Consider the following 20,876-nt stretch of genomic DNA (forward strand, 5'->3'; position numbering starts at 1 on the left):
CAAGCGCGCCACAGGTGGACTAAAGCAAAGATCCACCGTTTATGCCACTGGCCGCAATGCTCGTCTGATTCCACCGATTTGATCAGGTTGCTGCACTGTTTCGCCACCGTTTTCTGCAATAGCGTGAACCCATCCGGCGCCAGCCCGTGGCGCCGGTGAGTCCTGTCGCATCACTCGGTGATGACGTTCAATGCCACGTCGATGTTGCCGCGGGTGGCTTTCGAGTACGGGCAGATCTGGTCGGCCGTGTGCGCCAGCTTCGTTGCAATCTCGTTCGACAGGCCCGGCACACGCAGGGTCAGTCGAGCCTGCAGGAAGTACGCCTGGCCGGTCTGGCCCAGATCGACTTCGATCTCCACGGCCGTATCTGCTGGCAGTGTCACGTTCAGGTCGTTGGCCACCAGTCCGACGGCGGCGGTGTAGCAGGCAGACCAGGCGCCGGCGAACAATTGCTCGGCAGTCGGGTGCGGCTGAGTGTTCGAGAACACGTGCGCCGGTGTGGCGCTGCCGGGCGAAGACAGCACGATGTCGAGGCTGCCGCTATGACCGCGCGAGGTCTTGCCGGCGGCGCTGACGGTGGTGTGGGTTTTGCCGGTGGCCAGTACTTTTTCGATCTTGCTCATGATGATTACCTTAAGGTTTGTTTGCGTATGCGCTTTTATCGCACGCGATGTTTATGAGATTAAAAAAACACTTAAACAGTGATGACGTTCAGCGCCACGTCGATGTTGCCGCGAGTCGCTTTCGAGTACGGGCAGATCTGGTCGGCGGTGTGCGCCAGCGTCGTTGCGATTTCATGCGACAGGCCCGGTACACGCAGCGTCAGTCGAGCTTGAAGAAAGTACTCCGCACCGCCCTGCCCCAGGTCGACTTCGATGTCGACCGACAGATCCGCCGGCAGCACCACGTTCAAGTCATTGGCCACCAGACCGACCGCTGCGGTGTAGCAAGCCGACCATGCACCGGCGAACAGTTGCTCGGCAGTCGGGTGAGGCTGGGTCGCTGCAAACACGTGAGCTGGCTTGGCAGTGCCCGGCGTCGACAGAGTGATGTCGAGGGTGCCGTTGTGGCCGCGGGACGTGTTGCCGGCAGCGCTGGCGGTGGTGTGGGTTTTGCCGGTGGCCAGGACTTTTTCGATCTTGCTCATGGGGTGAATCCTCTACGGTGCAATGGGTGTTTGATTTCTTGTCGCGTTCGATTGTGTCGTGTGCGATGGATTAATATTCACTCAGGGACGCATCGGTGTCAATAGGTCATCGTGCACCTCGCCGACGAGTGGTAATCACCTCATCTGCCACCTTCGATTCCGCGGCACGCGTGTACCGGGGCCAAAAGCAGTCAGCTTCGTCGCGTTTCGTCTAACCTCACAAAGCGCCTTGCCGTGGGCGGCGCCTCGATCGTGTTCCGTTAATGCACCGGAGAATTTCCATGCTCAAACGTACCCTGGCATTGACTGCCGGCCTGGCCCTGTCTTTTTGCACCCTGCTGTCGCAGGCCGCCGACACCCTGAAAGTCAGCGCGATTCCCGATGAAGCGCCCACCGAACTGCTGCGTAAATTCAAGCCGCTGGGCGCCTATCTGGAACAGCAATTGGGCATGAAGGTCGAGTTCGTGCCCGTCAGCGATTACCCGGCCGTGGTCGAGGCGCTGGCCACCGACCGGATCGACCTGGCGTGGCTGGGCGGCTTCACGTTCGTGCAGGCACGCCTGAAAACCGGCAACGCGATTCCGTTGGTTCAACGCGAACAGGATGCCCAGTTCACCAGCAAATTCATCACCGCCGACCCGGCCGTCAAATCCCTCGCCGACCTCAAGGGCAAGACCTTTGCCTTCGGTTCGGTGTCTTCCACGTCGGGCAGCCTCATGCCGCGTTACTTCATGCTGAAGGACGGCATCAAGCCGGAAACCTACTTCAGCCGCGTCGGCTACTCCGGCGCCCATGACGCCACGGTCGCGTGGGTCCAGGCCGGCAAGGTGGACGCCGGGGTGCTGAACGCCAGCGTGTGGGAAAAACTGGTCGCGGCCGGCAAGGTCGACACCAACAAGGTCAAAGTGTTTGCGACCACCCCCGCCTACTTCGACTACAACTGGACGGTGCGCGGGACCCTCGACCCGGCGCTGGCGGCCAAGATAAAAGCCGCGTTCCTCGCGCTCGACCCGGCGAAACCGAAGGACAAGGAGATTCTGGATTTGCAGGCCGCCAGCCGATTCATCGAAACCAGCCCTGAAAACTACAAGGGAATCGAGGAAGCCGCACGCGCCGCCGAACTGCTCAAATGACGTTGCATCTGACCCAGGTCAGCCTTACCCATGCCAACGGCGTTCAGGCGCTGCGTGGCGTGGATTTGCACATCGAGGCCCGCGAACAGGTCGCCATTATCGGACCGTCCGGCGCGGGCAAGTCGAGCCTCCTCAACCTGCTCGCCACCGCCCTGCGACCGGACGACGGTGAGCTGCAAGTGCTCGGCGAGCACGCCTGGCAACTGTCGGCCGGTCAGCGTCAGCGCCTGCGCGCACGCATCGGTTTGATCCATCAAGCGCCGCCGTTGCCACCGCGCCAGCGTGTGGTCACGGCCGTTCTGGCCGGCAAGCTGGGTCAATGGGGTTTGGGCAAGAGCCTGCTGAATTTGCTCTATCCGCTGGATATTCCGGGGGCGCGCGCCGCCTTGGCCAGGCTGGACCTGAGCGACAAACTGTTTACGCAATGCCAGCAATTGTCCGGGGGACAGTTGCAGCGCGTGGGCATTGCCCGGGTGTTGTATCAAGCGCCCGAGGTGTTGCTGGCGGATGAGCCGGTCTCGGCCATGGACCCGATGCTGGCCGAGCACACGCTGTCGGTGCTCTGCCGCCATGCCCGGGAGCACAACGTCACGCTGGTCGCCAGCCTGCACGCGGTGGAGCTGGCCCTGGCGCATTTTTCGCGGATCATCGGCCTGCGTGACGGGCAGATTCTGTTCGACCTGCCGGCCAGCGCTGTCGACCGCGAGCGGCTCGACACGCTCTACGCCAATGAACAGTTGGAACGTTCACCGCTGCCCCCCGCCCACTTGAGTGTGCAGATTCCTCGATGCTGACGTCTGGCACCCGCGATCCCGCCGCCCTGCCGCGCCTGCTGCTCAGCCTGCTGGCCATCGCCCTGCTGTGGCCGGGCATCCACTACAGCGAACTGGACCTCAGTGTGCTAATCGCGAATGACAGCCGGAGTGAAATGGGCCGGTTCGTGTCCGCCTTCTGGCCCCCGGCCCATGACGAAGCCTTCATCGAGCTGTTGCTGCAAGCCACCCTGCAAACCCTGGCCATCGCCACGGCGGGCATGGCCCTGGCGTTGCTGTTGGCGATTCCCGCCAGTCTGTTGGCCAGTCGCGCACTGTCGTTGTCTGCGGCGTCTCGTGCGGGTCGCCCGAGCTATGGGGGCCAACTGCTACGCTGGCCGGTGCGCGGGCTGCTGATTTTCCTGCGCAGCGTGCCGGAAATCGTCTGGGCCCTGCTGTTCGTGCGTGCCGTCGGCCTTGGTCCGACCGCCGGGGTGCTGGCCATCGCCATTACCTACAGCGGCATGCTGGGCAAGGTCTACGCGGAGATTTTCGAATCGGTGGATCAGCGCCCCGTCCATGCGCTGCTGCAATCCGGCAGTGGTCGGCTCGCGGCCTTTTGCTACGGGATCCTGCCCAATGTCGCGGCGGAGCTGCTGTCGTACACGGTGTATCGCTGGGAATGCGCGATCCGCGCCTCGGTGGTGATGGGCTTCGTCGGTGCCGGCGGGCTGGGTCAGCAGATGGACCTGTCGTTACGCATGTTCGCCGGCGGCGAAGTGGCCAGTCTGCTGCTGACGTTCCTGGTTCTGGTGCTGCTCGCCGATCAACTCAGCCGCCTGCTGCGCTGGAGGCTGGCATGAATCGCCTGTTCAACCTCGCGCTGCTGTTTGGCATCGGCGCCGCCGTCATCGCCTCGTTCATCTACCTCGGCATCGACCTCGGCGAACTCGGCAGCACCGGCAACCTGAACCAGATGGGCGCTTATGCGCAGCGCTTTCTCAGCCCGGACCTGAGCCCGAATCATCTGCAAGCCATCGCCCATGGTGCCCTCGAAACCATCGCCATGTCCGCCCTCGGCACGCTGCTCGCGGCGGTGTTTGGTTTGCTCTTGGCATTGCCCGCGGCCGGGCGTTTCGGCTGGCCGTTGCAGAGCGCATCGCGGCTGGTGCTCAACGCGTTGCGCGCGGTGCCGGAACTGGTGTGGGCCGCATTGATGGTGCTCGCCGCCGGTCTCGGCCCCAACGCCGGCACACTGGCGTTGGCGCTGCACACCACCGGCGTGCTCGGCCGGCTGTTCGCCGAAGCGCTGGAAAACACCCCGCCCGAACCGGCCGACGCCATCCGTTTGCACGGCGGCAACGCCGTGTGGGCCTTCTGTTACGGCACCCTGCCCAACCTCTTGCCGCAGCTGCTGGCCTACATCCTGTACCGCTGGGAAAACAACATCCGCATGGCCAGTGTGCTCGGCTTCGTCGGCGCCGGTGGCTTGGGGCAAATGCTCTATGTCAGCCTCAGCCTGTTTCAGGAAGCGCAAGCCAGCACGGTGATTCTGGCGATGCTGATACTGGTCTTCGCCGTCGATACCTTGAGTAGCTGGAGTCGGCAGCGCTGGGTCAAGGCATGAGGTCAATCCCGCACCGCACGCACCTTGCCGCTGAAGACGCTGAAGCCGTAGGTGTTGTAAATCAGCGTCACCGGTATCAGCACGGCGAAACCGATCAGCATGAACTTCTGACTGGTCGGACTGGACGCAGCCGCTTGCAAGGTCAGGTGCGGCGGAACGATCAGCGGAAAGAGCGCCACAATCATCAAGGCAAACGCCAGCACGAAAACGCCCAATGCCGCGAACAGTGGTAGCGCATGAAGGCGACTTCGAAACCCCAGCACAAAGCAGATCAGCAGCGCGACGAGCAACGTGGCGGACGGCATCCACACCCGCCAATAGGCAAGCCGCTGCATATAGCGAGTGTCCAGAGTCGCGGTCCAGGCCACCAACACGATCAACAACAGCACGGTGACCACGGCCAACACCTTCGCCTGCAAAGCCGAGCGCCGCTGGAGTTCGTCTTCAGTGCGCCAATAAAGCCAACAGGCGCCTAGCCACGTGTAGCCCACCACAAGCACGGCGCCACAGAACAGTGGAAACACACCCCGCCACTCCGAGCCGTCACCGCTGTACTGCCCGCCCTGTTCCGGTATGCCTTGAACCAGCGTGCCCAGCACCACCCCCTGAGTTGCACCGGCCAGCACCGAACCGCACATCAGCAAGCCATCGACCGCGCGTTTGATCGCGGCATTGGGCGAGTAATCCCGAAACTCCAACGCCACCACGCGCAGAATCAACGCCAAAAACATCAGGATAAAAGGCAGGTAAAGCGCTGGCAGCAGGATGGCGTAAGCCAGCGGAAACAGCGCCAGCAGGCCGCCGCCGCCGAGCACGAGCCACGTTTCGTTGGCGTCCCAGATCGGCAGGATCGTCACCGCCATCGTGCGTCGATGCCGGCTACCTCGCGTAACGCCCATCAGCACGCCGACGCCGAGGTCCGTGCCATCGAGCAGCACATAGTTCATGACCGAGAACGCCAGGGCCGCCGCCGACAGCAGTGTTATCCAGTCATTGTCCATCAGGGTTCACCTGTCTCGTCCGCCAACGTCGGCTGCGGTCCCGGCTCGTCCAGGTGCGGTGGCTCTCGCAGTATGCGAAGCAGCACCCACAGCCCGATGCCGAATATCAGCAGGTAAAACATCAGAATTAACCACGTCGAGCCGACCACCTGCTGGCGAGACACCGACGACACACTGTCCGCCGTGCGCAGCAATCCATAGACGGTAAAAGGTTGCCGGCCCACCTCGGTCACGACCCAGCCACTGAGCATCGCGAGAAAACCCGCCGGGGCCATCAGCACACACACCCGCAGCATCCAGCGCGCGGCGTACAACCGCCCTCGCCAGCGCAACACCAGACTGACCAGCCCCTGCCCCACCATCAACAGACCCAGGCCGACCATCAAGCGAAACGCGAAAAACACCGCCGGCACTGGCGGAATGTCTTGAGGCGGAAACTCATCCAGCGCGGCGATGGTGCCACTCAGGTCATGGGTCAGGTACAGCGAACCGATGCGCGGAATCGCCACTTCCCAATGATTGCGCCGCTCTGCCATGTCCGGGATGGCAAACAAACGCAGCGGTTCGCCCGCGCCCTCCGGCGGTCGCGTCCACGAACCTTCGATGGCCGCGACCTTCTGTGGCTGCACCTTGAGGCTGTGCTGACCATGCAGGTCACCCACCACGATTTGCAGGGGTGACAGCACGACAATCGTCCACAGCGCCATGGACAATTGCAGACGCGCTCGCGGGTTGTGCGGCGCCTTCAACAGTTGCCAGGCACTGGCACCAGCCACCAGCGTCGCCGTGCCAAGCAACGCAGCCAAGGTCATGTGCGCCAGCCGATAAGGAAACGACGGATTGAAAATGATCGCCCACCAGTTCTCGGCCATGAAACGGCCATCAGCGCCAATGACGTAACCGGCGGGTGTCTGCATCCAGGAATTGGCCGACAGGATCCAGAACGCGCTGATCAACGAGCCAACGGCGACCGCGCAGGTGGCGAAGAAATGCAGACGAGGGCCGACCTTTTTCAGGCCGAACAGCATGATGCCGAGGAAGCCCGCCTCCAGAAAAAACGCCGCGAGCACCTCGTAGAACATCAACGGGCCGAGGATATCGCCTGCCTGAACCGAGAGCCGCGACCAATTGAGCCCGAACTGGTACTCCAGAATCAGACCCGACGCCGTGCCCACCGCCACGTTGAGGGCGAATATCTTCAACCAGTAAAGGTAAACATCCAGATAGATTTGTCGGCCACGCCACAGCCAAAGCGCTTCAAGCACCATCAGAAAATTGGCCAGACCGATCGTGAGCGCGGCCAGCACAATATGAAAACTGATGGTGATCGCAAACTGCGCGCGTGCGGCCATCAGCGCTGACTCAGCCGCGTCCATGTGGGTCCTGATTTTCGTGAGCCTTGATGGGAGTGCGGCAGTTGCTAGGCATGGCAATTGTCCGAGGGTGGGCTTACTGGTTGACCCCTTCGGTACGGGTTCATTCCGTGACTTTGCAGTGATGCGTATTGAACGTTGTCACTCCTGACCGGAGCGCTGCCCGGCGTCGCTCGCCTCTTTCTGCCAGGCCCGCTGCAACAACTTGATGACCTCGGCATCCGACGTCTGGAAAAAATCCATGTACCAATGCCCGATCGACATGAACCACTCGGCGGTGATCGGGCACACCAACTCGTCCACCTCACTGCGCAACGCCTCCGCCGTCTCGACCGGCGCCACCGGCACCGCAACGACAATCCGCGCCGGGGTATGCACCCGCACCGCGTGAATCGCCGCCATCATCGACGCGCCTGTCGCCAGCCCATCGTCGATCAGGATCACCACCTGATCCTTGAGCGCTACCGGGGCGCGCGTTCCCCGGTAAGCCTGCTCTCGACGCGACAACTCCTTGGTTTCCCGAGCGACCACCGCATCGAACGCTGCCTTATCAATCGGGTGCGCCCGCAGCGCGTGTTCATTGAGAATCTGAATGTCGCCGCTGGCAATCGCGCCCATCGCCAACTCTTGATGAGTCGGAACACCCAGTTTGCGCACCAGCATCAGGTCGAGACGAACATCCAACGCCGACGCCACTTCATAAGCCACCGGCACACCGCCACGGGGCAAGGCGAGAACAATGACATCCGGGCGATGCGCGTACTTGAGCAACGGCGCCACCAGCCGCCGACCGGCCGCGGCGCGGTCTTGCAGAATGGTGGGCGATGAAGGATTCATGTTGAAAACCTCCCCAGGCGATCACGCCTGTCGGTTTGCATCACAGCCACCCAAGATTGTCAGTCCGAAGGTGGCCGACAGCAAGTCCGCCGGCCTACACCAACGTAACCGCTCCACAAAATGCACCTTCAAATGAACCGATAGCCCGTCGATGCTACTGGAGGAAATCAACCTCTGGGGCAATCAACCTCACAAGGTGCTGACGCCACGCTTCGTCACCTGAGCCGGTATAATCCACGGCATGATTTCCGTGCCCGAAACCCTTCCTGACGACCCTATTTTGCTGAAACAGCTTTTGCTGTCGCTGCATGAGCAGATGTTTTCGAAGGACAAGGAAATGTCTGCCAAGGATGAGCAGATCGAGCGTCTATGGGCGCATCGTTCGAGGGTTCTGACGACGATCAGACGCTTGATGCCAAAAAGAGGCGGAGAGTTGATTCTGGCAAGCGATGAGCAGACATTTTTTTGCGATTTACTCTGATACGCTGCTCAAACACTCGTTTACAGGAGTTGTTCGCATGATTGGCAAGTTAATTTCGACGGGTTTCAGTTTGGCCACCTTGCCCGCCCGCCTGACTTTTCGCAGCGTCCGCGCCTTGGCCATGACGCCTGCCGAAGCCAGCCGCCTGCTGGCGGACATGCGTCAGGCATCGGATCAGGCGGTGCAGGAACTCCAGGGGCTGTTGGCCAACGTCGATGCGGACATGACCCACAAAACGGCGCACCTCAGTGCTGCCGACAAGCGCCTGGCAGCCGAACTGGCCCTGCACGCCGCCGAACAACACCTGAACATGGCCGCGATCAACATTCTGCGGGCCGTCTGGCTGACGCTTCACTCGACGCCGAACTTGCCCCCAAGCGAGCTTGATAAGCGGCTTGAACAGACACGTAACGACTAACAGACCGTCCGGCGGATCGGTCGATCCGAGCGAGAAATGGGCGCTCAGCATCCTTGAATCGGCGTTTCATGTGCAGGTGGGGTTTATGGAGTGCTTACACACCAACCACTCGACTTTCTGGTGCTGCCAAACGATTTCCACTCCTGCAGCACATCAGCTAGAACCCAAGGTTTGGGCCAGTAACGCCCATGTCCACGCCGTCCTCGGACAGCCCCGATCCTTGGAGCCAATGCTGTTCACTTAAAAAAATCTTCAGACACGCAAATCTGTGGCGAGGGGATTTAGCGAAACGTCGCACCGCCCCGTTGGGTCGCGAAGCGGCCCCATTGTCCGGCCAGACAGGCTGAATTGTCCGGATTAGCGACTGCTTCGCAGCCGAACGGGGCGGTGCGGCGGTCCGCTAAATCCCCTCGCCACAAATTTGCGTGCCCGCGCTTAATTAAACAGCATTACGATCCCGTGGAACCGGCTTGCTGGCGAAAGCAACCTGAAGACTGCCGCAACTTTTCACGCAAAAAAAAAGAGCCACCCTGTTACAGGCGGCCCTCTTTAAAACCAGCGACTTCCGGGAAGTTCAGCCAAGGCTAAAGCCTAACAAGCACTCGCAACGGTCCGCTGAGGCACCACAACGTTGTGCTGTTGTCTCACTCGCTGAGTCAATGCCAGCATCGTCAGGAAACCCAGTGCAATCAACAGCGGATACGCCATCAACAGTTCAGAGAGTGAATACTTCCAGGCCAACGGGCGTCCGACGCCCAGCAAGGCGGCATACATCCAGGACACTGCCGACAACGAACCGCAAAACAGCGCCAGCATCCGTGCGCTAAACCCGAGCTTGAGCAGCGAACCCGCCTTTTGCATGGCCGGCAATACCAGGCGATGCAACAAAATTCCGTTGTAAGTCAGCAACATGACAATGATCACTTTGGCCTGAAGCTTTGGATTCTTGAAGTATTCGATTCCTTTTTCCAGGTAATCGATACCCACAATTGCAATGCCGGTGAACCACAAAGCAATCAATGCAACGACGACAGACGTTTGAAGACTTTCCAGATGAGCATTATCGTGCTCCGACAATACTTTACCCTTCAACAAATTCTTGACCATGGCAATATCACTGGTCAACACCAGACCAATGGCAACACAACAAGCAACCAAGTGCGCATAAACAACACCCAACCGCACAAACTCCATGCATTCTTTATTTTCGATCACACTCATGATTGTATTTATTGTCACGGTAGTATCTCCAACTGTTTCTACAGTTCAGACCATTAGTTTGACGGGGTATTAATCAAGTTAAAAACCCAGTGCGGTCCGACTGATACAAGACAAGCCAAATCATAGACCTGGCACGGCTGAACCGATTGATTTGCCTGGCAAACAAGCAACCGGTCAGGTGTTGGCTCCTGAATTTCGGGTAAAAAAATCCTCATTTGCAATCACTGCATATGAGGTTCGGTTTCCACTTCTTTTCTGCGCTTGCAGGAGCAGGTCATGGTGACGTGCTGGAGTATCTGAGGGCATCGAAGCTCAAATGTTCATTTTTTGAGCAGACCACCGACAAACGGTTAGTTCAGATAATGCAACTCGCCTCGATCTAAAATCTCCAACTTCCCCGAAAGCCACGCACTAACTGGCCTGGTAAATTAGATGAGGCCCGAGGTTCTTCTATTGGATCCATTAGTTGTTATGTCACTAACGAAAAGCGCAATAGAGATCCGCTCGTATCCAGAACTAATAAAGTCATACTTATTATGTTTCATGATTGAAACACCGGGATCCAATCTATGCCATAAAGTTTGTAATACAGCACCTGCAACACCTACATCCCATTGTGGCGAGCGAGCTTGCTCGCGCTGGGCTGCGCAGCAGCCCCAAAAATACATCAACAAACGCAATATCCCTGTGAGCGCTACGCACTCAAGCGGGAGCAAGCTCCCTCGCCACAGACTCCCTTAAATAAAGCATTCCCCGCACCTACCCCAACCACCTACACCAACCGCTCAATCTTCTGATGCTTCCACACCATCTTGTAATACGCCGTCTGCAACACCAGCATCCCCAGATACGCCACCGGAAACGCCATCCACACACCCTGCAACCCGAACTGCCCGTCCAATACATACGCCACCGGCAACTGCACACCCACCACGCACACAATCGAAATCGCCATCGGCACCAACACCGTGCCGCTGGCGCGCATGATCCCGCCGATGATCGCCTGAAAGCCAAACACCAAAAGGCTCCACAGCATGATGTGCAACAGATGCTCAGCCTTCGCCCGAGTCAAATCATCCGTCAGAAACAACCCCAGCAACCAGTGCGACAACACATAACCCAACACCACCAAGCCACCGGTCAGGCACACGTTAATCAAAAGCCCCGTACGCAGAATCGGCCCGATCCGCTCAACCCGCGCCGCCCCAATCGCCTGCGCCCCAAGAATCGACGCCGTGATCGCAATCGACAACGCCGGAAACTGCACGTAATTGACGATCTGCGTCACCGCCCCATACGCCGCCGTCGCCTGCGAACCGTGCTTATTCACCAACGCCAGAATCACCAGCTCCGACACCGACAACACCACCATCTGCAACCCGGTCGGCAAGCCGATGCGCAACACCTTGCCAAGAATCACCCGATCCAGCCGCATCGCCGCAAACATCTCCCGATCCGGCGCCAACGGATGCCCCTTACTGATCAACCGCCACGCCAGCCACCCCATCGCCGACAGGTTACCCACCAACCCCGCATACGCCGCACTCTGAATCCCCAACATCGGCAACCCGAACCAACCGCGAATCAAGGCTGGCGTCAGCGCCAAGCCGATGCAGGTCGACACCACCAACGCGATCAGTGGCGACACCGTATCGCTCACTCCGCGTAGTAGTTGGGTGAAGAGGACGTAGACCAGCAGGGACGGCATGATCCACATCATTACGTGGGCGTAGGACACGGCGTCGTCGAGTACGTCGGCCGGGGTTCCCAGACCTTGCAGGGCTGGGCGGGCGAACACGCTTCCGAGGATGGCGGCCGCTAGACCGATCATTGCGCCCAACAGCAAGGTGGTTGCGGCGATGGTTTTCACCAGATGGACTTCTTTAGCACCCCAGGCTTGGCCGATGAGCACGCCCGCCCCCGCGCCGAGGCCGATGACCAGGGCGATGAAGAAGAAGACGACGGGGAACATGCCAGAGACGGCGGCCAGGGCTTGGGTGCCGAGCATTTGGCCGATGTAGATGCTGTTGACGGTGCCCGACATGGATTGGAGGAAATTGGAGAGGACCATGGGGGCCAGGAAAAGGAGGTAGGTTTTCCAGAGGGGGTGTTGGGTGGTGGGGGTTTGCATTGGGGTGGAGGTCCGTCTCGACTGCGGAGTTGGGATTCTAGAGGATAGCGTTAGCGATGATGAACAAGGTGAAATGAATGTTTTGGCGCTGGGTCAACGGTTTCGGCCGTATGGATAGAGGTCCTAGGACGGCATGAAAAATTCCTACAAAAACCTCGGAATCCGTCACCTTCCCTACCGTTCCGATGAAGTCTAAAGTCGGTCCCGTCGCCCAATATGGCGATTCGGGTTTGGCGACCTGATCGGATCGGATGCAAAAGCGCTGTGCTTTAATGCAGTCGCTTTTGCATGCCCGCAAAGTTGTCTTTATGGCAGCTGTGCGCGGGAGACCTCCGGGTCTGCCGGTATCCCGATCCCGGTTCGCCAACCTGCGTACAGCTGTCACCCATTCGTTTGGCGACGATTGAGGGACAGTCAACCTTGCCTTGATCGGAGTTTCATCTATGGAAAGATACATGCCCCTCACCGGAATCGACCTGATCCCGGCCTCCCTGCTCATCGATACCCAGGCTCCACTCGACGTTCTGCAAGCCGCGGCTGATCACCGCATCCGCACGGTTACGCAGGTATTGGAAAACATCGCCTACCGCGCCGAGCTTGGTTGCGACACGGTTGTGCTGAAGGACTTTTCTCAGCTGCTGGCTATTCCGTTGCGGGATGGTTGTGACTTGATGGATGTGATCGGTCGGCGATTGCGGGCGCAGGTTAAGGAGTGAATGAAAACGGGCGCTACAAGCGCCCGTTTTTGTCGCTGGATCTGACCACCAGCGGTTCCCAACCGCTGATTATTTTTTTCTACAAATTTCAACATCGTCTTGAGTCTCTAACGCCGTGTCGATTCCTAATCTGTATCTGCAGTAATCGATAATCCACTTCCGCTCCTCCTCCGTAAGGCGCTCTACTCTCCGGATCTCTCCATCATTGGCGTGGATGTTGTAGAACTTCATCTGAACAGTCGGGTGTTTTTTGATAAACAGAATGGTCTCGATGTCACCCTCTTCAAGCGCTTCGTAGTACCCGACGTAGAGCACGGCCAGCACCAAAAGCATCGCTGCGATTAACAGCTTTTTCATGGCTGTGGCGCCGGTGGAGGTAACAGCTGGGTTTTCGCCCTGATATTTTTGACCAATTCCATTCCGATGTTACCGGGACAGATTTTTCCTTCGGAAGACTGTCCTGGGTACTCCCTGTGACCACCAAAGTGTTTGATGACGAACACACTTTTCAATGCGTCAATCAAGTGCATCAACGCGTCAATTTGCGCAGTTGGTATCACGTTGGTTGTGCTGTAGCCGATGCTGTCGAGAGCTACACGCCCCTTCGCGACCCAGTCGCCCCTCTCTTCCGGTGTCGTCAGGTTTTCCAGCAGGACAATGCCGATAAGGCCAGTGTTGTACTTCAGAACACTTGAGCCCTGAAGTCTGATGTCACGTCCTTCCAGTATCTGCCCGGTGCAATCGATCCCGTAGTGATAGCCGATATCGTCATACTTCTGGCTCAGATGGCCTTTTTGAATCTCCTGCATCTGCTCCGCGCCTGGTGTGCAGCTATGACTGCGGCCGGCGTGGTGCAGCGCAATCATGGAGTAGTCCCAATCCATGACCATCTCCGGTTTGCCTTTCATTGCCCCCCAAGACGAGCGCTCGACAAACGTCGCACTCAATGACTGAACCTTTTTGATAATTGCCTCACGTGTGGCAGCTCGGTCATTCACGGAAATAGGGATCGGGCACATAAACTCGCCAGGTTTCATTTCTTGCGCGGTCGCCTGCGTTGCGAAGTTGGCAGCCATTATTGTTTCTCCGATAACTCGTGAAGCGTTCGCGCAGGGGCGTTGAATTTGACGTGTAGCGAAATTTTGGCATCCGGGGTCGGCGTCTTGATGTGGGCGACGCCATCAGCGTCGGTTACGCCGGTGGTCTCCATACCATTGACTGTCGCGACATAGTCACGGAAGGGCAAAGGATTTCCCGTCACACTGTCGGTGACACTGAAGGATTGTCCGTAGGTTTTCTGAATGGCGAGAGGCACGGGAGGAATGAAAGGCACGGGGCTGTGCGAATCGCCAATGACGGTACTGGAGCCGCCGATCACGATGTCTCCGTGGCTCCCCGTAGTATCGACGAGCGCGGCATTTCTGCCAGTGATGAACACTGTCGTCGAAACGCTTGAAACCAACGCCCTCCCGCATGTGCAGGTGTCACCTTTACGGGCGGCTGCGAGGCCATCAAAAAACACATCGGCGGAACCAACAGCGATGGATTGGGCGCCATGTCCAGGCATTGGGCAAGAAGTTGGATCGGTACACGTGCGGCCGGCTTAGCCATGCATGACTCCCTGTCAGCGATTAAACGATGGAGGACTTTATCAGAGTTGTCTTTGGAAGAAGACGCACGAATTTTGCCGATGCCAGCGTGGGGGAGTGAATCGATCACTGGGGTATCCCGTGCCGCGGAAGACGCTTGCACGGGGGCAGCAGAGGAGTAGGAGCGAGCTTGCTCGCGATGGTCGTGAACGCAAACGCGGGGTTTCTGGAGAAACGCGGCGTTCTTTAGTCCATCGCGAGCAAGCTCGCTCCTACAGTTTGTTCACCCGCCTGACATCACCACCAATACGGCCCCGATTTTCTGAAGTTATCTCTGCGCGTAAACGCGGCTGACAAAACCATTCGCGACCTCAATTGGTCGAAGACATTTCACAAAAAATTAGTGAAATAAAATGTGAAGATAATTTTCGCGAGAAAGCGTCAATAAGCTCTAGAGCCCAATAAATTAGCGCTTGTTCATCAAGTCAGTATGTGAAATAAAATGTGAAGTCTTTCATACGGTACAAACCGCTATGTCCCTGATCACATCAAAATCCTGGCTCGACCCGATTCTCCCTGACGCATTGCCTCCGTCAATCATCGCTCTCGCTGACGCGCTGCCCAGAAAGACACAATTTCTAGCCGGACGCCTGCCGCCTGAAACCGCTGCACGCCTTGGCCGTCTCCTGCAAATTACCAATACGTACTATTCCAACCTGATCGAAGGGCAATACACCGAGCCTGCCGAAATGCAAAAAGCGCAAGCGGCGCCGGTCAAAGATCGCAAACAGCTTAAAAACCTGGCGGTTGAACAGATGGCGGTGCAAGCGTTGCTCGAACGGGCGTTGCGCCAGCGTGCGCCGTTTGCCTGGGGTGAAATGTTCGCGCCTGAGCTTGTGAGCACAGCACATAAACGGCTTTTTCGCGGCGCCAGTGACGCGGAACGAACGCTTTCAGATGGCGCGATCATGCAGCCCGGTATCCTGCGGTCGGTAACAGGTCAGAACGTTGTCGTTGGTAATCATGATGCGCCGGACGCGTCCGCTGTGGATGGGATGCTGCGACACCTTCAGGCAGGCTTCGGCCGACAGACAGACTCCCGCCGTCAGCTTATTTCTGCGCTTGCCTACCATCATCGCCTCGCTTGGGTTCACCCCTTTGCAGACGGCAATGGTCGGGTTGCGCGGTTGGTCACTCATCTTCAGCTGGTGAGTTTGGGGCTGAAGCCAACGCTTTGGTCACTGTCTCGCGGCCTTGCAAGGCAACACCAGAATTACTACGCCGCCCTGACCATGGCCGACCGCCCAAGAGAAGGTGATCTGGACGGACGAGGCCAGCTGTCTCAGCGACGCTATTTCGAATTCATCGAGTTCATGCTGCAGGTTTGTCACGATCAGGTCGATTACATGACCGCGGCGGTGGATCCGTCTCAGCTTCGCGAGCGCGTGATACGCGCGTTTCACTACAACGAAAAACTTATACAACAAGGCATTCGCCCGGAGAGTGCGCCAGCAATCATTACGCTCATCACTCAAGGAAGCCTGCCGCGCAACGAAATAAAGACCTTCACTGGCCTTACCCCACGCCCAGCAATTGATGAGCTTTCGCGACTTGTCAAAGTCGGCTTGGTGGAAAGCCGAACACCTAAATCCCGGATCGTCACACCCGGCCTGCCCGCCTGGTTTGCCCAAGATATTTTCCCGGACTTGCATCGACGGTTTCAGTAACTGGACTGAATGAAAACGGGCGCCATGAAGGCGCCGGGCGGCGCTCCGACGATGGTCGTTAACGAAAACGCGGGGCTCTTGAAGGAACGCGGCGTTCTTTAGTCCATCGTGAGCTAGCTAGCTTGCTCGCCTACAGTTTGTTCACCTGACTGACGTGACTACCAATGCGCGCCCGCTTTTTTGGTAGTTCCTTTTTTACGCTTCGCCAGATCGGTTCTCACCATCAAACCGCACCCGCGCAGCCCGAAAACCATCCGCATTTTCCAACAGCCAAGTCCAAAGCGGCACCATCCGCGCCAGAAAACTGCGCCCCAGCGGCGTCAGCTCATAATCGACTCTTGGCGGCACTTCGCCGTGATCGAAACGCACAATTAATCCATCACGCTCCAGTTGCCTCAGACTGCGAGTCAGCATGCGTTGCGTAACACCCTCCAAGCGCCGCCCAATTTCGGCGTGGCGCAATTTCCCCGCGCTCCCCAGGGTATGGACGATACCCAGCGACCAGCGATTGCCCGCATGGGTCAGCACTTCGCGCTTGAGTCCGTCGTCCTCGGCGCTGAGCGCATCGCACGCGGCTTGCGACTGGCGGATCACCTCTTCTTCACTCATTTCGTCATGCGGTATCACGCGTGTGCCTTCTTCTGAACGTTCGCCAAGGGTGACAGGATAGAAAAACAATCTTTGCCGATCATTCATTGGGAGTTGTCGATGAACCCGCTCAATCCTGCAAAAACCGAAAACATTCTGGTATTAGGTGCCGGCGAGCTTGGCATGGCCGTACTGCGCGAGCTGGCCGCTCGGCAGGAGGCTCGTGTCTCGGTGATGCTGCGACCGTCGGCCATCGATACCATGTCCGCGCACAAACGCCAAACGCTCGAAGAACTGGATGCGCTGGGTGTCGAGGTGCTGCCGGGCGATGTGGTGAACGAGTCCATAGAGCAGCTTGCCGCGCGGTTTAGCGGTTTCGATTCGCTGATCAGTTGCCTCGGCTTCGTCGCCGGTAGCGGGACGCAAGTCAAACTCGCCCGCGCCGCGTTGCAGTCGGAGGTGAAACGTTATGTGCCGTGGCAGTTCGGCGTGGACTACGACGTGATCGGTCGGGGCAGCCCGCAAGATCTGTTTGACGAGCAACTGGACGTCCGCCAATTGCTGCGCGCGCAATCCCGACTGCAATGGCTGATCATTTCGACCGGCATGTTCACCAGTTTCCTGTTCGAGCCCGCGTTCGGCGTGGTCGATCTGGCGCAGAACACCGTACGCGCCCTGGGCAGTTGGAACACCGCCGTGACGGTCACCACGCCGGAGGACATCGGCCGGTTGACCGCCGTTGTCCTGTTCGATCCCGCGTTGGTGAATCAGGTTGTCTACGTGACCGGTGACACCCTCACTTACGGGCAATTGGCCGACACCGTTGACCGCTTGCTGCACCGCACGGTCGAGCGTGTCGAATGGACAGTGCCCGCGCTCATGGCCGATCTGGCCGCCGCACCCGATGATCCGACGCGCAAGTACCGGGCGGTGTTTGCCGAGGGCAAAGGTGTCGCCTGGGATAAGGCGCAGAGTTACAACGCTGAACGGCAAATCAAAACGACCACCGTCGCAGAGTGGATCGAGCAGCATTTGCTCTGATCGCGCTACCGACGCTCAAGGTCCGCTCTGGGTCGACTGTTGCCTTCCGCCACAGGCAGCAATCGGCTTAGCAGTCATTCATGCCCGACTGAATCTGATCCCGTACAGACAGATCTGACTCTTGAGCCCAGCCCATGAATGATCAGGGCGCACCAGCCATAACTCGATGACTTCGAGCGGGGCTCTGCCGGGATTGGGCAGACGATACACTGGTTTGCGGAACGGAATTGCCCGCGCAGGTGTCGTTAGTATTAGACGCCTTTGTGTCGAAATCCCATTCAGATAAAGAGGTAGTTTTTATGAACAATATCATTTACATCGTTGGGGCCGTGGTGATCGTCCTGGTTATCTTGTCGTTTGTCGGCCTTGTATAGCCAGCAAGCGCAAACCCGGTCCGGGGCGACGGTAGCGGTTCAGTACGAGCCAAACAGCGGTACTCGGAGGCATTTCAGACATGTATCCGAAGACTCCTGACGGTCGCTACTTTGTGGCCTGTTGGCACGAGAGAAGGACCGTACCTGTTTCAACCGCAGTAAGAGTGAACAAGAGCTTGGCCTGAGTTTGCGGGCGCTAGAGCTGACAATCATCGCCACTGTGGCGTGGTACTGCGATCACGCTTGGTTTGAGAGACAAACCTTAAGTTCCCGGAACCACGCTTCTCCACATTGACCGCACACCAGAACAAAGACGTACACATATTGTGAGCAGGGAAATAATCCTGATGCGTCACGGCCAGCCGAAGCTGGTCGCAAACGACAAAATGTCAGCGCTCGATAGGAAAGACTGGATCGAGCAATCAGTCCGAAATTACCAACCAACCCGTGCCGGATGCCAGCATGCAGTTCGCCGCAACCGCCGCGGTGATTGATTCGGGCGTAACGCCAAAGCCTGGATGCACCCGAAGCGTCCAGGCTTTTCGTATGTGCCGACACTTCAGCAGCGATGACTACAGTGCTGGATGATCAGGGGCTGGCTGGTTGCTCAGTTCAAGTGAAGTTACTTCGACGCATTACGAGGATCATCATGGCTATCAATATACTCAAGGCCTAGTGGACCCGTTCCGTAAACTTGTGAAATGTACTCTCCGGATTTAGCCCAGTGAAAGTGTGGCGTATTGGCCGGAAGTATCACTACGCTGCCTGGACCATAAGCAACCAGCTTGGCCGGATCAAAAACCTTACCGAAGCCAATATAGAAAACACCGGACATGACGGTATAGATACGATCCTCAGGATGTGTATGGGGCATTAATTTTGTGCCATTCGGCACTTTGACTCTTACAACGTAGGGTGCTGGCTTACTCGGGTCGCCGGCCAACACGGCCAGTTTCACTTCCTTCGGGAAGGCTGGAAAGCTGCGCCACTCAACGTCTTCATTATGTAAAGCACCGACCTTATCCAGTGGCAATGGTTGTGCCTGGACGAATGGCATTGTTGCGCTGGTGACAATCAGTGCAGCCAGACAAGCAGTTTTCATAATGTTCCTGATCATGAAAGGCACCTTAATTACGTGGGCAAATCGAGGATAGTCGTGTGCGGCTTACTGTATTTGTCGCAGGTGGTAATGAGAATGGCGTTGCCGCGCATTACAGTTGATACGCAATGTAATCAATGCGCTGTCACATTCCGGTTGCCACAGTTGCACCCCATCATCACGCTCACCAGAGGCAGGCCGCTCGCCCTATCAATGCCGTCGATGGTCACCATCACGTCAATGAAGTTCTCTTAAAAAATCCGCGGCGTAACATCAGCTCCATACCAACCAACAACACCCCGGAGCACACGATCATGAAACGCCAAACCATTCTCAGCATCGCTTTCTCGGTTTTTGCAGTTAACGCTTTCGCCGCTACCTCGACTCATCCGGTTGTCGCTGAAGGCGGCTCGGATCGTCTGATTGAAAGTCGTGTGGCTGAAGGTGGTTCGGATCGTCTGATTGAAAACCGCGTGGCTGAAGGTGGTTCGGATCGTCTGATCGAAAACCGCGTGGCTGAAGGTGGTTCGGATCGTCTGATCGAAAACCGCGTGGCTGAAGGTGGTTCGGATCGTCTGATCGAAAACCGCGTGGCTGAAGGTGGTTCGGATCGTCTGATCGAAAACCGCGTGGCTGAAGGTGGTTCGGATCGTCTGATCGAAAGCCACGCTGCATAAACAAATCGCGTCACCGCAACACCCAAAAAGCCCGGCCTGATCAGCCGGGCTTTTTCGTGTTCACTTCAATCTCCCAGCGCAACATTCAGCAGTGACATTTGTTTTCCGTCTGGCGAGGATATCTCCTCCCGGATGACCGGCCGTTGCTCGCCATAAACCGGCTAAAAACCTCTGGACCCATGATTACCACAACTCTCTCCCATCAAGCGTTGTTTCGCGCTGGAAGCAATGTGAACAATTGCACAGTAACCGAAAAACTTTCGGGGGACCGGGTGCTGCTCTACCTCTGCCCGGAGTGCGGTGATATTGGGTGTGGTGCTTACTCCGTCCAGACTCAGGAGTCTGACGAGCATTTCATCCGGGATTTGTTTGCTTATGAAAATGGCTATGAAGAGCCTCGCATTATCAAAGGCATCGGGCCGTTTACGTTTGAAAAACAATCCTACGAAGCCGCCATTACAGGTGCCTCTGCGCTCTGTCTTACCTAAGGCAGAATGGCCACCAACCCGACTCGCAAGGACTGCAAATGCCTTCCTGTAAACGCCTTCGTAGCGTGTGCCATAGCCTCGCGCATCACGCGGCAAGTTCGCTGTCCTATGTCCATCCTCATTTGAGCGAGGCGTTACGAACGCTGAATACTTCGTTTGCGGCGTTTGATCTGATGGAACGAGACGTCTGCCCTCCGGCGCTGGAAAGTCATCCCTATTTATCTAACGGGCTCAAATCGGTGCAGGCACGATTCGTGGAAATCCTTGAACGGGAAGGCTTCACGCTTTCAGCGCTTCAAGGGGCAACGGTGCTCTTCAAGTTTGATCAAGATAGACTCGATGACTTTGGTTGTGAGTGCCATGCGAGGTTGGTCACCCCCAATGGTCGAGAGTATGTGGCGGCCGTCAACTATTTGGGCAAATCCATCGTTCCGCAGTTTGGGTGATTTGAAAATG

General features: G+C 57.7%; 23 protein-coding genes and 3 pseudogenes. 14 read left to right on the plus strand and 12 right to left on the minus strand.

Annotated elements, in window-relative coordinates; all coding sequences use genetic code 11:
- Positions 1-170: 170 nt before the first annotated feature.
- Together KJF94_RS14605 and KJF94_RS14610 are read right to left on the minus strand one after the other, a co-directional pair.
- On the minus strand, positions 171-623 hold the full coding sequence (locus KJF94_RS14605; protein WP_214384524.1) for an Ohr family peroxiredoxin: 453 nt from the start codon (positions 621-623) through the stop codon (positions 171-173).
- A gap of 71 nt (positions 624-694) precedes the next feature.
- A complete protein-coding gene (locus tag KJF94_RS14610; RefSeq protein WP_214384526.1) occupies positions 695-1,147 on the minus strand; it encodes an Ohr family peroxiredoxin in 453 nt (150 codons plus the stop codon).
- A gap of 281 nt (positions 1,148-1,428) precedes the next feature.
- Here KJF94_RS14610 and KJF94_RS14615 point away from each other — a divergent pair, with 281 nt between their 5' ends.
- Genes KJF94_RS14615 through phnE form a run of 4 tightly spaced genes read left to right on the plus strand, consistent with a single transcriptional unit; the run spans position 1,429 to position 4,659 of the window.
- Complete coding sequence (locus KJF94_RS14615; RefSeq protein ID WP_214384528.1) at positions 1,429-2,280, plus strand: putative selenate ABC transporter substrate-binding protein; 852 nt, start codon at positions 1,429-1,431, stop codon at positions 2,278-2,280.
- Complete coding sequence (locus tag KJF94_RS14620) at positions 2,277-3,074, plus strand: phosphonate ABC transporter ATP-binding protein (protein ID WP_214384530.1); 798 nt, start codon at positions 2,277-2,279, stop codon at positions 3,072-3,074. Before KJF94_RS14615 ends, KJF94_RS14620 begins: the two co-directional genes overlap by 4 nt.
- Positions 3,068-3,895, plus strand: coding sequence for a PhnE/PtxC family ABC transporter permease (locus KJF94_RS14625; protein ID WP_214384532.1), 828 nt, complete (start codon positions 3,068-3,070; stop codon positions 3,893-3,895). The genes KJF94_RS14620 and KJF94_RS14625 overlap by 7 nt, the downstream gene beginning before the upstream one ends.
- Positions 3,892-4,659 carry a phosphonate ABC transporter, permease protein PhnE gene (gene phnE, locus KJF94_RS14630; protein WP_214384534.1) on the plus strand — a complete coding sequence of 256 codons (768 nt, stop codon included), beginning with the start codon at positions 3,892-3,894 and terminating at the stop codon, positions 4,657-4,659. Before KJF94_RS14625 ends, phnE begins: the two co-directional genes overlap by 4 nt.
- Before the next feature lie 2 nt (positions 4,660-4,661).
- On the opposite strand, the gene KJF94_RS14635 is transcribed toward phnE, so the two are convergent.
- From KJF94_RS14635 to KJF94_RS14645, 3 genes are all read right to left on the minus strand, one after another.
- On the minus strand, positions 4,662-5,660 hold the full coding sequence (locus tag KJF94_RS14635) for a cytochrome d ubiquinol oxidase subunit II (protein ID WP_214384536.1): 999 nt from the start codon (positions 5,658-5,660) through the stop codon (positions 4,662-4,664).
- Positions 5,660-7,036, minus strand: a complete 1,377-nt coding sequence (locus tag KJF94_RS14640) for a cytochrome ubiquinol oxidase subunit I (RefSeq protein WP_214384538.1) — start codon at positions 7,034-7,036, stop codon at positions 5,660-5,662. The genes KJF94_RS14635 and KJF94_RS14640 overlap by 1 nt, the downstream gene beginning before the upstream one ends.
- 138 nt (positions 7,037-7,174) lie before the next feature.
- Positions 7,175-7,870 (minus strand): phosphoribosyltransferase, encoded by a 696-nt coding sequence (locus KJF94_RS14645; RefSeq protein ID WP_214384540.1) that lies wholly within the window; start codon positions 7,868-7,870, stop codon positions 7,175-7,177.
- 241 nt (positions 7,871-8,111) lie between these two features.
- Here KJF94_RS14645 and KJF94_RS14650 point away from each other — a divergent pair, with 241 nt between their 5' ends.
- Positions 8,112-8,351, plus strand: coding sequence for a hypothetical protein (locus KJF94_RS14650; protein ID WP_214384542.1), 240 nt, complete (start codon positions 8,112-8,114; stop codon positions 8,349-8,351).
- A gap of 37 nt (positions 8,352-8,388) precedes the next feature.
- Positions 8,389-8,769: a hypothetical protein gene (locus tag KJF94_RS14655; RefSeq protein ID WP_009043509.1), complete on the plus strand. Its 381-nt coding sequence runs from the start codon at positions 8,389-8,391 to the stop codon at positions 8,767-8,769.
- A gap of 591 nt (positions 8,770-9,360) precedes the next feature.
- Here KJF94_RS14655 and KJF94_RS14660 read toward each other — a convergent pair.
- Together KJF94_RS14660 and KJF94_RS14665 are read right to left on the minus strand one after the other, a co-directional pair.
- Positions 9,361-10,008 carry a hypothetical protein gene (locus tag KJF94_RS14660; protein WP_214384544.1) on the minus strand — a complete coding sequence of 216 codons (648 nt, stop codon included), beginning with the start codon at positions 10,006-10,008 and terminating at the stop codon, positions 9,361-9,363.
- Positions 10,009-10,762: 754 nt separating this feature from the next.
- Positions 10,763-12,121: an MATE family efflux transporter gene (locus tag KJF94_RS14665; protein WP_214384546.1), complete on the minus strand. Its 1,359-nt coding sequence runs from the start codon at positions 12,119-12,121 to the stop codon at positions 10,763-10,765.
- A 443-nt stretch (positions 12,122-12,564) separates the two neighbouring features.
- On the opposite strand from KJF94_RS14665, the gene KJF94_RS14670 reads away from it, so the two are divergent.
- Positions 12,565-12,837: a hypothetical protein gene (locus KJF94_RS14670; RefSeq protein ID WP_214384548.1), complete on the plus strand. Its 273-nt coding sequence runs from the start codon at positions 12,565-12,567 to the stop codon at positions 12,835-12,837.
- Positions 12,838-12,906: 69 nt separating this feature from the next.
- On the opposite strand, the gene KJF94_RS14675 is transcribed toward KJF94_RS14670, so the two are convergent.
- The 3 genes and pseudogenes from KJF94_RS14675 to KJF94_RS14685 form a co-directional block, all read right to left on the minus strand.
- The gene (locus KJF94_RS14675) at positions 12,907-13,194 is read right to left on the minus strand and encodes a hypothetical protein (protein ID WP_214384550.1); all 288 of its coding nucleotides are present in this window, start codon (positions 13,192-13,194) and stop codon (positions 12,907-12,909) included.
- The gene (locus KJF94_RS14680; RefSeq protein WP_214384552.1) at positions 13,191-13,913 is read right to left on the minus strand and encodes a peptidoglycan recognition protein family protein; all 723 of its coding nucleotides are present in this window, start codon (positions 13,911-13,913) and stop codon (positions 13,191-13,193) included. The genes KJF94_RS14675 and KJF94_RS14680 overlap by 4 nt, the downstream gene beginning before the upstream one ends.
- Positions 13,913-14,448, minus strand: a pseudogene (locus KJF94_RS14685) (PAAR domain-containing protein). The gene KJF94_RS14680 and the pseudogene KJF94_RS14685 overlap by 1 nt, the downstream one beginning before the upstream one ends.
- 511 nt (positions 14,449-14,959) lie before the next feature.
- On the opposite strand from KJF94_RS14685, the gene KJF94_RS14690 reads away from it, so the two are divergent.
- On the plus strand, positions 14,960-16,153 hold the full coding sequence (locus KJF94_RS14690; protein ID WP_214384554.1) for a Fic family protein: 1,194 nt from the start codon (positions 14,960-14,962) through the stop codon (positions 16,151-16,153).
- A 195-nt stretch (positions 16,154-16,348) separates the two neighbouring features.
- On the opposite strand, the gene KJF94_RS14695 is transcribed toward KJF94_RS14690, so the two are convergent.
- On the minus strand, positions 16,349-16,762 hold the full coding sequence (locus KJF94_RS14695; RefSeq protein ID WP_214384870.1) for a winged helix-turn-helix transcriptional regulator: 414 nt from the start codon (positions 16,760-16,762) through the stop codon (positions 16,349-16,351).
- A 99-nt stretch (positions 16,763-16,861) separates the two neighbouring features.
- Here KJF94_RS14695 and KJF94_RS14700 point away from each other — a divergent pair, with 99 nt between their 5' ends.
- From KJF94_RS14700 to KJF94_RS30230, 3 genes and pseudogenes are all read left to right on the plus strand, one after another.
- On the plus strand, positions 16,862-17,782 hold the full coding sequence (locus KJF94_RS14700) for an aromatic alcohol reductase (protein ID WP_214384556.1): 921 nt from the start codon (positions 16,862-16,864) through the stop codon (positions 17,780-17,782).
- 492 nt (positions 17,783-18,274) lie between these two features.
- Positions 18,275-18,451: pseudogene (locus tag KJF94_RS30225) on the plus strand (oxidoreductase); the annotation flags it as partial.
- Positions 18,452-18,503: 52 nt separating this feature from the next.
- A pseudogene (locus KJF94_RS30230) lies at positions 18,504-18,696 on the plus strand (histidine phosphatase family protein); the annotation flags it as partial.
- A gap of 82 nt (positions 18,697-18,778) precedes the next feature.
- On the opposite strand, the gene KJF94_RS14705 reads toward KJF94_RS30230, so the two are convergent.
- Positions 18,779-19,273 (minus strand): cupin domain-containing protein, encoded by a 495-nt coding sequence (locus KJF94_RS14705; RefSeq protein WP_214384558.1) that lies wholly within the window; start codon positions 19,271-19,273, stop codon positions 18,779-18,781.
- Positions 19,274-19,569: 296 nt separating this feature from the next.
- Here KJF94_RS14705 and KJF94_RS14710 point away from each other — a divergent pair, with 296 nt between their 5' ends.
- The 3 genes from KJF94_RS14710 to KJF94_RS14720 all read left to right on the plus strand — a co-directional run bounded on the left by KJF94_RS14710 (position 19,570) and on the right by KJF94_RS14720 (position 20,866).
- On the plus strand, positions 19,570-19,932 hold the full coding sequence (locus KJF94_RS14710; RefSeq protein ID WP_214384560.1) for a hypothetical protein: 363 nt from the start codon (positions 19,570-19,572) through the stop codon (positions 19,930-19,932).
- A gap of 179 nt (positions 19,933-20,111) precedes the next feature.
- Positions 20,112-20,420, plus strand: a complete 309-nt coding sequence (locus KJF94_RS14715; RefSeq protein ID WP_214384562.1) for a hypothetical protein — start codon at positions 20,112-20,114, stop codon at positions 20,418-20,420.
- A gap of 38 nt (positions 20,421-20,458) precedes the next feature.
- Positions 20,459-20,866, plus strand: a complete 408-nt coding sequence (locus tag KJF94_RS14720; protein WP_214384564.1) for a hypothetical protein — start codon at positions 20,459-20,461, stop codon at positions 20,864-20,866.
- Positions 20,867-20,876: the final 10 nt, after the last annotated feature.

It is taken from the genome of Pseudomonas hormoni (assembly GCF_018502625.1).
GTDB lineage: Bacteria > Pseudomonadota > Gammaproteobacteria > Pseudomonadales > Pseudomonadaceae > Aquipseudomonas > Aquipseudomonas hormoni.

What these genes read in the sequence shown, in the direction of transcription:
- KJF94_RS14645 (WP_214384540.1), bottom strand. Translation starts at nt 7,870, where the DNA reads ATGAATCCTTCATCGCCCACCATTCTGCAAGACCGCGCCGCGGCCGGT.
- KJF94_RS14655 (WP_009043509.1), top strand. Translation starts at nt 8,389, where the DNA reads ATGATTGGCAAGTTAATTTCGACGGGTTTCAGTTTGGCCACCTTGCCC.
- KJF94_RS14705 (WP_214384558.1), bottom strand. Translation starts at nt 19,273, where the DNA reads ATGATCAGGAACATTATGAAAACTGCTTGTCTGGCTGCACTGATTGTC.
- KJF94_RS14700 (WP_214384556.1), top strand. Translation starts at nt 16,862, where the DNA reads ATGAACCCGCTCAATCCTGCAAAAACCGAAAACATTCTGGTATTAGGT.
- KJF94_RS14610 (WP_214384526.1), bottom strand. Translation starts at nt 1,147, where the DNA reads ATGAGCAAGATCGAAAAAGTCCTGGCCACCGGCAAAACCCACACCACC.
- KJF94_RS14625 (WP_214384532.1), top strand. Translation starts at nt 3,068, where the DNA reads ATGCTGACGTCTGGCACCCGCGATCCCGCCGCCCTGCCGCGCCTGCTG.
- KJF94_RS14720 (WP_214384564.1), top strand. Translation starts at nt 20,459, where the DNA reads ATGCCTTCCTGTAAACGCCTTCGTAGCGTGTGCCATAGCCTCGCGCAT.
- KJF94_RS14675 (WP_214384550.1), bottom strand. Translation starts at nt 13,194, where the DNA reads ATGAAAAAGCTGTTAATCGCAGCGATGCTTTTGGTGCTGGCCGTGCTC.
- KJF94_RS14670 (WP_214384548.1), top strand. Translation starts at nt 12,565, where the DNA reads ATGGAAAGATACATGCCCCTCACCGGAATCGACCTGATCCCGGCCTCC.
- KJF94_RS14665 (WP_214384546.1), bottom strand. Translation starts at nt 12,121, where the DNA reads ATGCAAACCCCCACCACCCAACACCCCCTCTGGAAAACCTACCTCCTT.
- KJF94_RS14690 (WP_214384554.1), top strand. Translation starts at nt 14,960, where the DNA reads ATGTCCCTGATCACATCAAAATCCTGGCTCGACCCGATTCTCCCTGAC.
- KJF94_RS14710 (WP_214384560.1), top strand. Translation starts at nt 19,570, where the DNA reads ATGAAACGCCAAACCATTCTCAGCATCGCTTTCTCGGTTTTTGCAGTT.
- KJF94_RS14680 (WP_214384552.1), bottom strand. Translation starts at nt 13,913, where the DNA reads ATGGCTGCCAACTTCGCAACGCAGGCGACCGCGCAAGAAATGAAACCT.
- KJF94_RS14605 (WP_214384524.1), bottom strand. Translation starts at nt 623, where the DNA reads ATGAGCAAGATCGAAAAAGTACTGGCCACCGGCAAAACCCACACCACC.
- KJF94_RS14620 (WP_214384530.1), top strand. Translation starts at nt 2,277, where the DNA reads ATGACGTTGCATCTGACCCAGGTCAGCCTTACCCATGCCAACGGCGTT.
- KJF94_RS14695 (WP_214384870.1), bottom strand. Translation starts at nt 16,762, where the DNA reads ATGAGTGAAGAAGAGGTGATCCGCCAGTCGCAAGCCGCGTGCGATGCG.
- phnE (WP_214384534.1), top strand. Translation starts at nt 3,892, where the DNA reads ATGAATCGCCTGTTCAACCTCGCGCTGCTGTTTGGCATCGGCGCCGCC.
- KJF94_RS14615 (WP_214384528.1), top strand. Translation starts at nt 1,429, where the DNA reads ATGCTCAAACGTACCCTGGCATTGACTGCCGGCCTGGCCCTGTCTTTT.
- KJF94_RS14715 (WP_214384562.1), top strand. Translation starts at nt 20,112, where the DNA reads ATGATTACCACAACTCTCTCCCATCAAGCGTTGTTTCGCGCTGGAAGC.
- KJF94_RS14635 (WP_214384536.1), bottom strand. Translation starts at nt 5,660, where the DNA reads ATGGACAATGACTGGATAACACTGCTGTCGGCGGCGGCCCTGGCGTTC.
- KJF94_RS14650 (WP_214384542.1), top strand. Translation starts at nt 8,112, where the DNA reads ATGATTTCCGTGCCCGAAACCCTTCCTGACGACCCTATTTTGCTGAAA.
- KJF94_RS14640 (WP_214384538.1), bottom strand. Translation starts at nt 7,036, where the DNA reads ATGGACGCGGCTGAGTCAGCGCTGATGGCCGCACGCGCGCAGTTTGCG.